The sequence below is a fragment of the Pseudaquabacterium rugosum genome (assembly GCF_038066575.1).
In the GTDB taxonomy this organism is placed as follows: Bacteria; Pseudomonadota; Gammaproteobacteria; order Burkholderiales; family Burkholderiaceae_C; genus Pseudaquabacterium; species Pseudaquabacterium rugosum.
Genome location: NZ_JBBUTF010000011.1, coordinates 141,277 through 154,233, shown reverse-complemented (window position 1 = coordinate 154,233; position 12,957 = coordinate 141,277). Strand labels below are relative to the sequence as shown.

Sequence of the window (12,957 nt, the reverse complement as noted above, 5' to 3'; positions counted from 1 at the left end):
AGCGACCGACATCGGCGGCCGGTGCACGCGGTCATCCTCCGGGATGACAGCCGCGGCGGCGCGTGCTGGCCACACTGCGGACCAGGCCCGATGCGCGGCTGCCGTGCGCGGCGGACCGCGCCCAGAACATGCCCGGAGACTTGCCCATGACCCGTCCGTCCCTGCCCCGTCGCCGTCACCTGCTGGGCGCCGTGCCCGCGCTGGCCCTGTCCGCCTGGGGCCTGCCGGCCGCCGCCCAGAGCTGGCCCGACAAGCCCCTCAAGCTGGCCGTCGGCTTTCCGCCCGGCACCGGCCCGGATGTCGTCGCCCGCCTGGTCGGCGCCAAGCTGGCCGAGCTGCTCAGGCAGCAGGTGGTGGTCGACAACCGGGCCGGTGCCGGTGGCCAGATCGCCACCCAGTCGGTGGCCAAGAGCCCGCCCGACGGCCACGGCCTGCTACTGGGCGAGGTCGGCTCGATCGCCATCGCACCACCGGCCTTCGGCAAGCTGCCTTACGACCCGGCCAAGGAGCTGGTCGGCATCAGCGAGCTGGTGCGCTCGGACTTCGTGCTGGTGGTGCCGACCCACGCCCCGCACGCCAGCCTGGGCGACTTCCTCAAGGCCGCCAAGGCCCGCAGCGGCGACCGCGTGAACCTGGCCACCTTCGGCGCCGGCACGCCCGGCCACTTCGGCGCCGAGATGCTGGGCGAGGCGGCCGGCTTCGCCGTCGAGCCCATCCACTACCGGGCCACCGGTGACGCGGTGACGGCCATCGTGGCCGGCGACGTGGCCGGCGCCTTCGTCTCCACCGCGCTGGCCGCCGCCCAGATCAAGGGCGGCAAGATGCGCGCGCTGGCCACCACCGCCGGCAGCCGCTCACCGCTGATGCCCGAGGTGCCGACCTTCGCCGAAGCCGGCCTGCCGAAGATCGATTTCTCCGCCTGGTTCGTCGTCTTCGCGCCGCAGGGCACGCCGGCGGCCGTGCTGGACCTGCTCAACCGCCAGCTGGTGGCCGCGGTGCAGGATCCGGCCACCCGGGCCAAGCTGCAGGAGGCGGGCTTCCGCGTGCTGGGCACCTCGCGCGCCGACACCGAGAAGATGCTCAAGGCCGAGGCCCAGCGCTGGGCGGCGGTGGTCAGGGCCACGGGGTTCCGTGGGGATTGAGGGGCGACTTCAGGCGTTGTTCGGGCCGCCGCCGTAGATCAGTGACTCATCCACGGCGAGATGGGCGTGGTGCAGCAGCAGTGCACCGCCTATCGCGCAGGCATTCGCACCCAGTGCCGAGATCTCCATGCGCGGCAGCGTCGGTGGGGCGACGAGATGGCGGCTGATCGCGTCGTCCACTGTGTGCTTGGCCAAGGCGTAGAGCGCTGCCACTGGGCCACCCAACACCACCCGGCCCGGGTCCAGCACGCTGATCAGCGAGGCCAGACCGCGCCCCATCCACCAGGCCCACTCATCCAGTGTCCGGGCGGCCGCGGGCTGTCCGGCGTGCACCGCGCCCACGAAGTCCTCGAGGCGGCCGTTTTCGGGGCCCCCGTGCCGGATCCAGCGAGCCAGGACCGCATTGCGGGCGACATAGCTCTCGAATGAGCCCTGCAAGGCAGTGTTGGGGTCGAACCCCTGCTCGCCCAGGTGAATGTGGCCAATCTCTCCCGCCCGGCCACGATCACCGCGCAGCAGATCGCCGCGGCTGGTCATGCCGCCCCCCACGCCCGCATCGAGGTAGACGAACAGTGCATTCGCGGAGGGTGACGGATCCCGTCCGTAGAGCTCCGCCGCGGCGAAGGCGTTGGCGTCGTTCTCCGCGGTCATGGGGGCCTGCCAGTTCAGCGCTGCGGCCAATCTGGGAAGAACGTCCACGTTCGACCAGCCCAGTATGGGTGCGCGCAGCACGACCCCCTGATCGTCGACCAGGCCGGGCACGGTCACGCACAGACCGTGGACGGTTTGATCCTGCGGCAGGGACCGCACGGCGTCACGGATCAGCGTCGACAGTGGCGCCAGCACCGACTCGACGGCACCCGGCGAGGGCTGACACGCCACCGTGCGACTGTGGATGACCTGGCCCAGGAGATTGATCGACACGACTGACAGGTGGCCGACGCCGATGTCAGCACCGATGAAAGCCTGGGTGCGTGCATTGAGCTGCACCAACTGTCCCGGGCGCCCGGCGCGGCCTCCCCCCGCCGGATCCACCACGGAGCCTTCGCTGAGCAGGCCCTGCCCAATCAGGCCAGTCACCAGGTTCCCGACGGTCGAACGCATCAGTCCCAGCTCACGTGCCAGATCTGCACGGGTGGTGCTGCCGTGGCGGTACAGCGCATCCAGGATGCGTACCTCGTTGATGTGCCGCACGGCACGGGGCATGGACATGGTATGGGCCGGTCTCTGGCGTCGGTCGCGGCAGGTCGTGGAACAGCCGCTGGCCGGCGCAGTCTAGCCGTGTGCGGAACCCGCACCCGTGGGTGGCTCGGGAGGGGCGAGGATCAAGGCGGCGGCGCCGACCAACCCTGCATCCTGGCCGCACGAGGCCGCGACCACCGGTACGTCCCGGAACGGGGGCATTGCGCGCTTGTCGATCTCTCGTGCGATGCCCGCCTGGAGCAGATCGAAGGCTTGGGCGACGCCGCCACCCAGCACCACCCGCTGAGGGCTGAACAGGTGCAGCAGGTTGACGATTCCCAGTCCCAGTGCCGAGGCCTCTTCGTCGATCAGACGTCCTGCGGCAGCATCGCCGTCGCGGGCTGCCCGGACCAGGACGGCGGCATCGGCTCCGCCCGCGAGTGCGTGGGCGAGTTCCGCCAGCCGTCCCGAGGGCTCTGCCGCGGCGGCTTCACGGGCTCGCCTTCCGAGCGCGGAGCCCGATGCCACGGCTTCCCAGCAGCCGGAGTTCCCGCAGGGGCAGAGGGGGCCGTCCGGCACGACCGTCATGTGCCCGATATGGGCGGCCAGTCGGCGCCGTCCTCGCAACAGGCGGCCATCGGACACCACGCCGCCACCGATGCCCGTGCTGACGGTGACGTAGACGAAGTCGCTCAGGCCTCGGCCGGCGCCGTATCGCCATTCTCCCAGCGCCGCGCCGACGCCGTCGTTCTCCAGTCGTACCGGCAGCTCGAGTGCTTCCTGGAGCCAGGCGGTCAGTGGTACATCGGTCCAGCCGGGCAGCGTGGGAATGCCCAGCACCATGCCCTCGGCGCTGTCCAGGGGGCCAGGAGCACAGACGCCGATGCCTGCCAGCCCATGACGGGGCTGACCCGCTGTGACGTCGTCGACCAGTCGACGCATCTGTTCGACGACGGCTCTGGGACCTCCGGACACGTCGGTCCGGGTGGCTGCGCGGGCCAGAAGGCGACCATCCGGTGCCACCAGCGCTGCGCGGACCTGCGTGCCTCCGAGGTCGAGCCCAACGGCTGGCCGCGCGGCGGGCGAGGCGAGGGGCAGGCTCATTGCGTCGCCAACCATGCCATCCGTTGGGCGAGATCGGGATCGCCGAAGGCCAGCGAGCCCAGCACCACCGCTTCCGCCCCAGCGGCACGCAGCAGCGGCACCGTCTCGTGGCGGATGCCGCCGTCGGCCACCAGCACCACGCGGTGGTCAAGCTCTTGCCCGGTGATCATCGCGCGCGTCTCGCGCAGGCGGTCCAGTGCCCGTTCGTGCAGTCCCTTGCCCTTGACGCCGATGGCCGTGCCCAACAGCGTGGCGAAGTGGATATCCGGCAGGAAGGCCTCGAAAGTCGACGTTGGTGTCTCCACGCCCAGCACGAGTCCGGCCAGCAGGCCGCGCTCGCGGATGCGGCGCACCGCGGCGCCGGCAGAGAGGCATTCGGCATGCACGGTGATGACATCCGCTCCGGCGTCGGCGAACTGCTCGACCTGGGCCAGCAGGATCTCGTCCTTCACCATCAGGTGCACGTGCAGCGGAAGCGCACTGGCGGCACGCACCTGCGCCACCAGGTCGGGGAACAGCAGGAAGGCCGGGCCGAAGTGGCCGTCGGCCACGTCCAGGTGCAGCAGGTGGGCGTGCGGGGTGATGCGCTGCAGCTCGTCGGCGAGGTGCAGCAGTCTGGCCGACCAGACCGAGAACTCGGCGATCGGACGGTCGGTGGGCAGGCGGTCGAACCAGTCGGGGGTCGGGCGGGGCATGGTGGGGTCGGGTGTGTGGGTGCGGAAGATGAGGAGATGAGGGGCTGGCGCAGGCCGTGCGGTGGCTCAACCCAGCGCGCGGGTGAAGCCGCTGATCGCGGCGTGCAGCTCGGCCACGTAGGCCGCCTTGTCCAGCGCCTTGGGCGTGATGGCCTGCAGGCGCGCCTGCGGCAGCAGGCCGGCCAGGCGCTCGGCATGGGCCCAGGGGTGGATGGCGTCGTGGCCGTGGCCGACCACCAGCGCCGGCACGTCGAGGGCGCGCAGCTGCGCCTCGCTGACGCCAGGGCCGTCGGCCGAGATGCGCTGCAGCAGCGCCGCGGTCACGTCCAGCGGCGCGCGGTCGAAGAAGCCGCGCAGCGAGGCCAGGTTGTCCGGCGCCTCGTCGGCCAGGCGGCGGGCGGTGTCGCCGGCCTCGAACGCGGCGCGGGCGGCGGCCGGGTCGCCCGGGTGGGCGGCCAGCAGCGCGCCCACCTCGGCGTTGGGCGCCATGTTGGCCGGAGCGGCCTCGGCCACCCAGGCCGGGCGCACCAGCACCAGGGCACGCACCAGCTCGGGCCGCAGCACGGCCACGCGGCAGGCGATGGCCGCGCCCATCGAGATGCCACCCAGCACCAGCGGCGGCAAGCCCAGTGCGGTGATCCAGGCGATGAGGTCGTCGGCGAAGGTGGCGATGGACAACTGGTCCAGCGGTCCGGCGTCGGAGCGGCCATGGCCGCGGCATTCCAGCGTCAGCAGGCGCAGCGCCGGGTCGTCGGGGCAGGCCTCGGCGGTCTGCTGCGCGCTGCCGCACAGGCCGTGCTGCAGCAGCAGCGGCGTGGCGTCAGGGCGCGCTGCGTCGGCCACATGCGCGGTCAGCGTCACGCCGCCGGGGCGCGGCACGGGCCGGGGGATCAGGTGCGCGGGGTTCATGGCGGCACGGCGCTCACGGTTGCACGGTGATGCCGGCCTCGCCCGCCACCTGCCTGAGGTAACGCGCCACTTCGGGGGCTTCTGCAGCGCCCAGGCCATGGGTGATCAGCGCGCCGTCGAAGCCGGCGGCCTGCAGGCAGCGCAGGTAGTGCGGGTAGTCCAGCACGCCCTGACCGGCGGTGGCGAAGCGGCCGTCGGCGTGGCGGTCCTTGGCGTGGGCCATCACGATGCGGTCGGCCAGCAGGTCGATGGCTGCGCTGACGGTGCGGCGCTGCGCATCCAGCGGCTCGGCCTCGAACAGGTTGGCGGCGTCCAGCACGATGCGCAGGCGCGGGCTGCCCAGCTGCTCGATCAGCGCGCGCGCCTTGGCGGCCGAGCTGACGACGTTGGCCAGCTCGGGCTCGATGCCCAGCCACAGGTCGTGCCGCTCGGTGATGGCCAGGGCCACCTCCATCGCGGCCAGCAGGTCGCGCCAGGCCTCGGGCGTGTCGTTGTCGGGGTGGCCGCGCCACTGGTCGGCCGCGTCGCGCGTGCCGGTGCACAGCGTGATGCCGGGCGCGCCCATCGCGGCGCAGGCCGCGGCCAGCGTGGCCAGCCGGGCGTGGCCGGCCTCGCGCACCGCCACGTCGGGGTGGACCATGTTGTAGGTGCCGGAGACGGCGCTCATCGACACCCCCTGGGCCCGCGCCGCCGCGGCCACGGCGGCCGCCGCCTCGGGCGCGATGGCGTCGGGCATGGACGGCAGGCCCGAGCAGGCCAGGTTGTACTGCGTGGCGCCGTAGCCGGCGGCGCGCACGGCCGCCAGCACGGAGCCGGCGTCGCGGCCGTCAAAGGTCTTGGCGAAGATGCCGAGCTGCATCACACACCGCCTTCCACGTCGGCCAGGGCCACGCGCTGGCCGCTCTCGGCGCTGCGGGCGATGGCCACCATGGCCCGCACCGACTGCAGGCCGTCGTGCACGGTGGCGCCGGTCATGGGCTGGCCGTGCAGGATGACGTCGGCGAAGGCCTCGGTCTGGCGGCGGTAGAAATGGCCGTCGGCGGCCAGCGGGCGTCGGGTGGTGGCGTCGGCCTCGTGGAAGATGTCCACCTCGCTGCTCTTGTAGTACCAGGGGTTGTAGGTCTTGGCCAGCACGCTGCCGTGCTGGCCGTAGATCTGGAAGCCCTCGTGCCAGTCCATGCGCACGGCCACGGTCAGGTCCAGGTGGCCCAGCGTGCCGTTGGCGAACTCGGTCTCGACGAACCAGCAGCGCGCGCCGAAGCGCTCGGACAGCCGCGTGCGCACGGCCGCGATCTCGCCGCACAGGAAGCGCGCGGTGTCCACCAGGTGGCAGCCGTGGGCCAGCATCAGGTAGCGGCGCATGTCGGCCTTGGGGTCCACCGCGGGCTTCCTGCGGGCGGCGCTGGTCACCATCAGCGGCTGCACCGCGTTGGTCATGGTGTAGCGGTGGGTGTTGTCGCAGTACCAGAGCTTGGCGGCCAGCAGCTCGCCGATGCCATCGTCGATGAAGGCCTTGGCGGCCTGGATGCCCTCGTCGAAGCGCTTCATGTGGCCGACCTGCAGCACCTTGCCGCTGGCCTCGACGGCGCGCTGCAGCGCCAGCACCTCCTCGACGGTGACGCCCAGCGGCTTCTCGCACAGCACGTGCTTGCCGGCCTCCAGCGCGCGCAGCGCGGCGGGCACGTGGAAGGCGTCGCTGGTGGCGATGATCACCGCCTCCAGCACCGGGTCGGCCAGCATGGCGTCGTAGTCGGCGTAGTCGCGCGTGGGCTTGTGCGTCCAGGCCATGCGCTCGCGCAGGTCATCGGCGACGTCGCAGATGGCGTACAGCTCGGCGTTGCGGGCTTTGGTGCAGCTCTCGAAATGCGCGGCCTGGGCGATGGGGCCGCAGCCCAGCACGCCGATGCGCAGCAGTCGGTCTTCTTTCTTCGGCATTGGGAGATAGATCCTTGTGTGGGGTAGGCGGATGGGCCGTCAGGAATTCGTCTGAACCTGCGCCTGGCTGGATGGGCCGTGGCCTCAGACCAGTCGCTGGCCGCTGTCGCGGTCGAACACCAGGGCCTTGCCCAGATCGATGGCGAAGCGCGCCGTGGTGCCAGGACTGATGGCGGCATCGGCTGGTAGCCGGGCCATGACCTCGTGCGGGCCCAGTCGAAGCGCGGCGTAGAGGTCAGGGCCGGTGGGCTCCAGAACCTCCACCTGCGCGTCCAGCGTGGCTTGGTGCGGGGCGATGGCGTCGGTGCGCTGGAACCACTCGGGCCGCAGGCCCAGCTGCAGGGCCTGGCCCTCGCGCAGCAGACCGGGAGGGGCGCCGTCCAGCGGCAGCGTCAGCACGGTGCCGTCGATGGCCAGCTGCGCGCGGCTGCCGTCCAGGCGCGCGGTGGCCGGCACCAGGTTCATCGCCGGCGAGCCCATGAAGGTGGCGACGAAGGTGTTGGCTGGGCGCTCATAGATTTCGGCCGGGGAGCCGAACTGCTGCACCACGCCGTCCTTCATCACCGCGATGCGGGTGGCCATGGTCATGGCCTCAACCTGATCGTGCGTGACGTAGACGGTGGTCTTGCGCACACGCTGGTGCAGGCGCTTGATCTCGGTGCGCATGTCCACGCGCAGTTTGGCGTCGAGGTTGGACAGCGGCTCGTCGAAGAGGAAGATCTTCGGGTCGCGTACCAGCGCACGGCCCATCGCCACGCGCTGGCGCTGGCCGCCCGAGAGCTGCTGCGGCTTGCGGTCCAGCAGGTGGCCGATCTGCAGCAACTCGGCCACCTGCTTCACCTTGGCGGCTTGCTCGGTGGCGCTGGCGCCGCGCATGCGCAGCGGGAAGGCGATGTTCTTCGCCACCGTCATCGCCGGGTACAGCGCGTAGGACTGGAACACCATCGCGATGTCGCGTTCCTTGGGTGCCAGGTGCTGCACCGACTGGCCGTCGATGCGGACGTGGCCCGAGCTCAACGGCTCCAGCCCGGCGATGATGTTGAGCAGCGTGGATTTGCCGCAGCCCGAGGGGCCGACGAGCACGAGGAATTCACCGTCAGCGATGGCGAGGTTGATGTCGCGCAGGATGTCGACGGGGCCGAACTGCTTGCAGACCTGGTCGATGGCCAGTGATGCCATGGTGCTTATCCCTTGACGGCCCCGGCCATCAGGCCGCGGACGAAGAACTTGCCGGCCAGCACGTAGACGAGCATCGTGGGCAGTGCCGCGATCAGCGCAGCAGCCATGTCCACGTTGTAGGCCTTGGTGCCGGTGGAGGTGTTGACGAGGTTGTTGAGCGCCACCATCAGCGGCCGGGTGTCCGGGCCGGAGAACGAGGCGCCGAAGAGGAAGTCGTTCCAGATCGAGGTGAACTGCCAGATCACCGCCACCACGGTGATGGGCCCGGAGATCGGCAGCACGATGTGGAAGAAGGTGGCCCAGAAGCCGGCGCCGTCCATGCGCGCGGCCTTCACCAGCTCCTCGGGCATGGCCACGTAGAAGTTGCGGAAGAACAGCGTTGTGAAGGCGATGCCATACAGCACGTGTACGGCCACCAGCCCCGCCATCGAGCCGGCCAGCCCGGCCAGGCCCAGTAGCCGCGCGATGGGGATCAGCACGATCTGGAAGGGGATGAAGCAGCCGAACAGGAACAGCGCGAACACCACGTTGTCGCCGCGGAAGCGCCATTGGGTCAGGGCGTAGCCGTTGATCGCGCCCAGCGCCACCGAGATCGCCACCGCGCTGATGCACAGCACGATGGAGTTGCCGAAGTAGCCCCGCAGACCTTCGCAGGTCACGGCGATGCAGGCGCTGGACCAGGCCTGGCCCCAGGCGGCCAGCGAGGGGTCGCGCGGCCAGCTGAGGATGGTGGCGTCCCCATACGGCGCTTGGCCGGTGATCTCGGGCGTGCCCTTCAGTGAGGTGAACACCATCGCCACCAGGGGCAGCAGGAAGCCGGCGGCCGCCAGCAGCAGCAGCGCGTAGATTCCGGCGCGGCCGACGCGCTTCACGGCGGTGGATGTAGCGGAAGGTGCTGCCAGCACGGGAGCGAACTCAGCGGGCACGGTCATGCTTGAGCTCCGTCGCGAGGTAGGGGACGATGACCGCTGCCAGCGTGCACAGCATCACCACCGCGCTGGCCGAGCCCAGTGCCATCTCGTTGCGCGAGAAGGTAAAGCCGTACATGAAGGTGGAGGGCAGCTCGGTGGCGTAGCCAGGGCCGCCACGGGTCAGCGCGATGACCAGGTCGTAGGACTTGATCGACAGATGGGCCTGCACCACCAGCGCCGTCAGAAGCGCCGGGCGCAGCGCCGGCACCACCACGTGGCGGTAGATCTGCACACCACCGGCGCCGTCGATGCGGGCCGCGGAGATGATCTCGGGGTTGATGCCGCGCAGCGCCGACAGGAACAGCGCCATCACGAAGCCGGTGGCCTGCCACAGGCCGGCGATGACCACGCAGTACAGGGCCATGCGTTCGTCCTTGATCCAGTCGAAGCGCAGGCTGGTGTAGCCCCAGGTGTGGAAGGCCTTCTCCAGCCCCAGGTCGGGCGACATCAGCCACTGCCAGGCGACGCCGGTGACGATGAAGGAGATCGACATCGGGTACAGGTAGATGGCACGCAGCGCGCCTTCGGCGCGCACCTTCTGGTCCAGCAGGATGGCCAGCAGCAGGCCGGCCACCAGCGTCAGGCCGATGTACAGCGCGCTGAAGACGGCGAAGTTCTCCACCGCCACCTGCCAGCGCGGGTTGGCCCACAGCCGCTGGTATTGCAGCAGGCCGACCCAGTTCTGCAGGTTGGGCAGCATCTTGCTGCCGGTGAAGGAGAGCACCGTGGTGAAGGCGATGAAGCCGTACACCCCGACGGTGACGAGGACCAGGCTGGGCGCCAGCGCCAGCTTGGACATGTGGTGGTCGAACCACCGGGATACCGCGTTCATGCGCGCTCCGTGATCCGTGAGGGGCAGGCCCGTCGGCAAGTGGCGGTGGTCTGCCGTTTGGTGAAAAGCCAGGCCGAGGCCTGTGCGTGGGCGCAGGCCTCGGTGCGGGAACGGTGCCGCGGCCGTCCGGGACACGGCACCCCCTGGTAGAGCGCCTCAGGCGGAACCCGGGCCGTAGCCTCGGAAGCCGGACTTACTTCGCGGCGGCCACGGCCTTGGCCAGCGACTCGGCTGCATCCTTGGACGACTGCTCGGAGTTGAAGTGCTTGGTGATGACGTCCAGATAGGCGCGCTGGATGGCCGCCGGCTGGGCATGACCGTGAGCCAGCGAGCCGTACATGGTCTTGGCGGTGGCGGCCGCCTTCAGATCCGTCATGGACTTCTTGCCGCACTCGTCGAACTTGTCCATCGGCACGTCGCTGCGCGCAGGGATGGAGCCCTTGGCCAGGTTGAACGTCTCCTGGAAGCCGGGGTTCATCACCGACGATGCCATGGTCAGCTGCGCTGGACGGCGATCACCGCCGACCTTGAACATGGCGAAGAAGTCGGTGTTGAACAGGTAGCTGTTCTGGGTGCCTGGGGCCACCGCGCAGAGGATGTCCTTGCCTGGTGTCATCTTGGCGGCGAGCACCTCCCCCTTGGCCCAGTCACCCATCAACTGCATTGCGGCTTCGCCCTTGAGCACCATGCCCGTGGCGAGATTCCAGTCGCGGCCCGCGAAGTTCTTGTCCGCGTAACCTCTGAGCTTGCGCATCTGGTCGAAGACCTTGACCATGGTGGCGGACTTCAGCGAGGCTGCGTCGGCCTCGATCACGGCTTTGCGGTAGAAGTCAGGCCCGCCCAGGCCCAGCACGATGCCTTCCCAGGCGGTGGCCTCCTGCCAGGGCTGGCCGCCGATGGCCAGCGGCAGGATGCCCTTGGCCTTGAGCTTGTCAGCAGTGGCGTTGAACTCGTCCCAGGTCCTGGGCGGCGTCAGGCCGTTGTCCTTGAAGATCTTGGCGTTCATCCACAGCCAGTGCGGACGATGGATGTTCACCGGCACGGCCACCCACTTCCCGTCGGCCTTGGCGAAGCGTTGCAATGCGGGCGGCACCACCTTGTCCCAGCCCTCCTTGGCGGCCTGTTCGTTCAGATCGCCCAGCAACCCTTCTCCTGACCAGTCGATGACGGCCATGCCCAGCAGCTGTGCAGCGGTCGGCGGGTTGCCGGCGACTGCACGGGCACGCAGGGCGGTCATCGCGGCTTCGCCGCCGCCCCCGGACACGGCCATGTCCACCCACTTCACGCCCTTGGCCTCCAGGTCCTTCTTCAGCACGCCGACGGCGGCGCCTTCACCGCCCGAAGTCCACCAATGCATCACCTCCACGGACTGTGCGGCAGCGGCGCTGCAAGCCACGGCGAGCACGGCTGCCGCCGCGGTCCTGATCACTTGACCATTCATCTGTCGTCTCCTGTTGCGGGATTGGGCGCCACGTCAGCGATCCGGTATGCGGATCAGCCATTTAGTTTGTTTGGCAAACAAATTTAATCGTGAAGGTTGCTTCCGTCGTATCCGGTCAAACCCGATGGGCGTCCCGGGCTGTGGGTGCACTGGCGCACCTCTGTGCCCGGGCACAGCCGGCGCGTGACGCCGGCACCGCGCACGCTCGGGTTCTCAGTTCAAGCGATGATCGCCGGCCGTCCCCGCGCCCTGCGCCTGCCGCCGCCGGAACGTCTCCGACGGCCGCTCGCCGAACAGCGCGCGGTAGTCGTTGGCGAAGCGGCCGAAGTGCCAGAAGCCGAAGCGGGTGGCGGCTTCGGTGACCGAGCCGGCGCGGCCGAGGGCGGCGCGGGCGCGGTTCAGGCGCTCGGCGCGCAGATAGGCCACTGGGTTCAGGCCGAGCGCGGATTCGAACGCGTACTGCAGGCTGCGGCGGCTGACACCGATGTCGGCCACCAGCTCGGCCACCGACAGCGGGCAGTCCTCGGCATGGGCGTCGATGCGGGCCTGGACGGCGCGCACCAGCCGCCAGGGGCGGTGCATGTCGCCGGCGCCCGGGCGCGGGGCGGTCTCGGCCAGCCGCGCCTGTGCCGGTGCCTGCGCGTGTACCTCCGCCTCCGCCTGCGCCTGCGCCTGCCGCGGCGCCGCTGCCGGCCGGCAGGCCGCCGTCTCGGGCGCCCCGGCGGGCTGCAGCGCCTCGGCCATCCCCTCGCCCATCGCCTCGGCCAGCGCGTGCACCACCGTGCGCTCGACGGCGTCGCGCGCCGTGCCGCGGGTCAGCAGCGCGCTGTCGTGGTGCAGCGCCGCCATCAGCATCAGCAGCCGCTCGCGCAGCGCCGTCATCGCCTGGGGCGGCAGATCGTGCACGGCCGGCCGTGGGCCGAGTCGCGCGGCCAGGCGCTCGACCGTCGCGCGCAGTGCCGGGCGCTGCAGCGCGGCGCCGTGCAGCTCGATGTTGATCACCAGGTGCTCGGCCGGCGACAGGAAGTCGAAGCCGTCGGCGCCCGAGAACAGGTGCAGGCCGTCGCGGTGGCTGCGCTGGCCGCACAGCACCGCATGACCGTCGTAATGCACCGGCACGCCCACCACCAGCCGGCCGGGCGCCACCGCGCCGCGCTGCAGCAGCGTGCGGTTCAGCCGCTCGGCCACCAGGCGCACGCCGCCGGCCTCCAGCGTGGCCACGCTGCCCTCGAAGCGGCCGGGCGAAAGCTGGCAGTAGCGCAGGTTCCAACCGTCCAGGCGAGCGGCCTGCTCGTCCAGGTCCTGGCAGGCGATGGGCTGCACGGGGGGCGCTGCGTGGGGTGCTGCCGTGGCCGCGCTGTGCACCAGACCTGCCGGCTGGCTCGGTGCGGCCGTCGCCTGCGGGCCGGGGGAGCAGGCGGACGGGCCGGGCGGGGCGGTCTGGACGGGCGGCAGGTGCGGTGCGGGCATGGCGGCGTCGGATCAGCGCGGGGCGCAGGGCGGGGCGGGTGGACGTGGTCCATGCAAGCGCTTTGCCAATTCAGGATAGTGGCCGCGCGTCCGCGTT

The 12,957-nt window shown here is 70.8% G+C and carries 12 protein-coding genes; 1 reads left to right on the top strand and 11 read right to left on the bottom strand.

The annotated features are described in order from the left end of the window. Nucleotides 1–146 precede the first annotated feature (146 nt). Entirely contained in the window at nt 147–1,142 is a 996-nt protein-coding gene (locus tag AACH11_RS13370) for a Bug family tripartite tricarboxylate transporter substrate binding protein (RefSeq protein ID WP_341374738.1), read from the top strand. A gap of 9 nt (nt 1,143–1,151) precedes the next feature. Here the strand turns inward: AACH11_RS13370 and AACH11_RS13365 are convergent, their stop codons facing one another. The 11 genes from AACH11_RS13365 to AACH11_RS13315 form a co-directional block, all read right to left on the bottom strand. After that, nucleotides 1,152–2,348: an ROK family transcriptional regulator gene (locus tag AACH11_RS13365; RefSeq protein ID WP_341374737.1), complete on the bottom strand. Its 1,197-nt coding sequence runs from the start codon at nt 2,346–2,348 to the stop codon at nt 1,152–1,154. Nucleotides 2,349–2,417: 69 nt separating this feature from the next. Then, complete coding sequence (locus tag AACH11_RS13360; protein ID WP_341374736.1) at nt 2,418–3,428, bottom strand: ROK family protein; 1,011 nt, start codon at nt 3,426–3,428, stop codon at nt 2,418–2,420. After that, the gene (locus AACH11_RS13355) at nt 3,425–4,123 is read right to left on the bottom strand and encodes a ribulose-phosphate 3-epimerase (RefSeq protein WP_341374735.1); all 699 of its coding nucleotides are present in this window, start codon (nt 4,121–4,123) and stop codon (nt 3,425–3,427) included. The genes AACH11_RS13360 and AACH11_RS13355 overlap by 4 nt, the downstream gene beginning before the upstream one ends. A gap of 66 nt (nt 4,124–4,189) precedes the next feature. Beyond that, nucleotides 4,190–5,032, bottom strand: coding sequence for an alpha/beta fold hydrolase (locus AACH11_RS13350; RefSeq protein WP_341374734.1), 843 nt, complete (start codon nt 5,030–5,032; stop codon nt 4,190–4,192). Between the two features lie 13 nt (nt 5,033–5,045). Continuing rightward, the gene (locus AACH11_RS13345) at nt 5,046–5,891 is read right to left on the bottom strand and encodes a sugar phosphate isomerase/epimerase family protein (RefSeq protein ID WP_341374733.1); all 846 of its coding nucleotides are present in this window, start codon (nt 5,889–5,891) and stop codon (nt 5,046–5,048) included. Next, nucleotides 5,891–6,967, bottom strand: a complete 1,077-nt coding sequence (locus AACH11_RS13340) for a Gfo/Idh/MocA family protein (protein WP_341374732.1) — start codon at nt 6,965–6,967, stop codon at nt 5,891–5,893. The genes AACH11_RS13345 and AACH11_RS13340 overlap by 1 nt, the downstream gene beginning before the upstream one ends. An 84-nt stretch (nt 6,968–7,051) precedes the next feature. Then, a complete protein-coding gene (locus tag AACH11_RS13335) occupies nt 7,052–8,146 on the bottom strand; it encodes an ABC transporter ATP-binding protein (RefSeq protein WP_341374731.1) in 1,095 nt (364 codons plus the stop codon). 5 nt (nt 8,147–8,151) lie between these two features. Next, nucleotides 8,152–9,078 (bottom strand): carbohydrate ABC transporter permease, encoded by a 927-nt coding sequence (locus tag AACH11_RS13330; RefSeq protein WP_341374730.1) that lies wholly within the window; start codon nt 9,076–9,078, stop codon nt 8,152–8,154. Then, nucleotides 9,062–9,949: a carbohydrate ABC transporter permease gene (locus AACH11_RS13325; protein ID WP_341374729.1), complete on the bottom strand. Its 888-nt coding sequence runs from the start codon at nt 9,947–9,949 to the stop codon at nt 9,062–9,064. The genes AACH11_RS13330 and AACH11_RS13325 overlap by 17 nt, the downstream gene beginning before the upstream one ends. 193 nt (nt 9,950–10,142) lie before the next feature. After that, nucleotides 10,143–11,390, bottom strand: a complete 1,248-nt coding sequence (locus AACH11_RS13320) for an ABC transporter substrate-binding protein (RefSeq protein WP_423228739.1) — start codon at nt 11,388–11,390, stop codon at nt 10,143–10,145. A gap of 213 nt (nt 11,391–11,603) precedes the next feature. Next, a complete protein-coding gene (locus tag AACH11_RS13315; RefSeq protein ID WP_341374727.1) occupies nt 11,604–12,860 on the bottom strand; it encodes a helix-turn-helix domain-containing protein in 1,257 nt (418 codons plus the stop codon). Between the last annotated feature and the right edge of the window lie 97 nt (nt 12,861–12,957).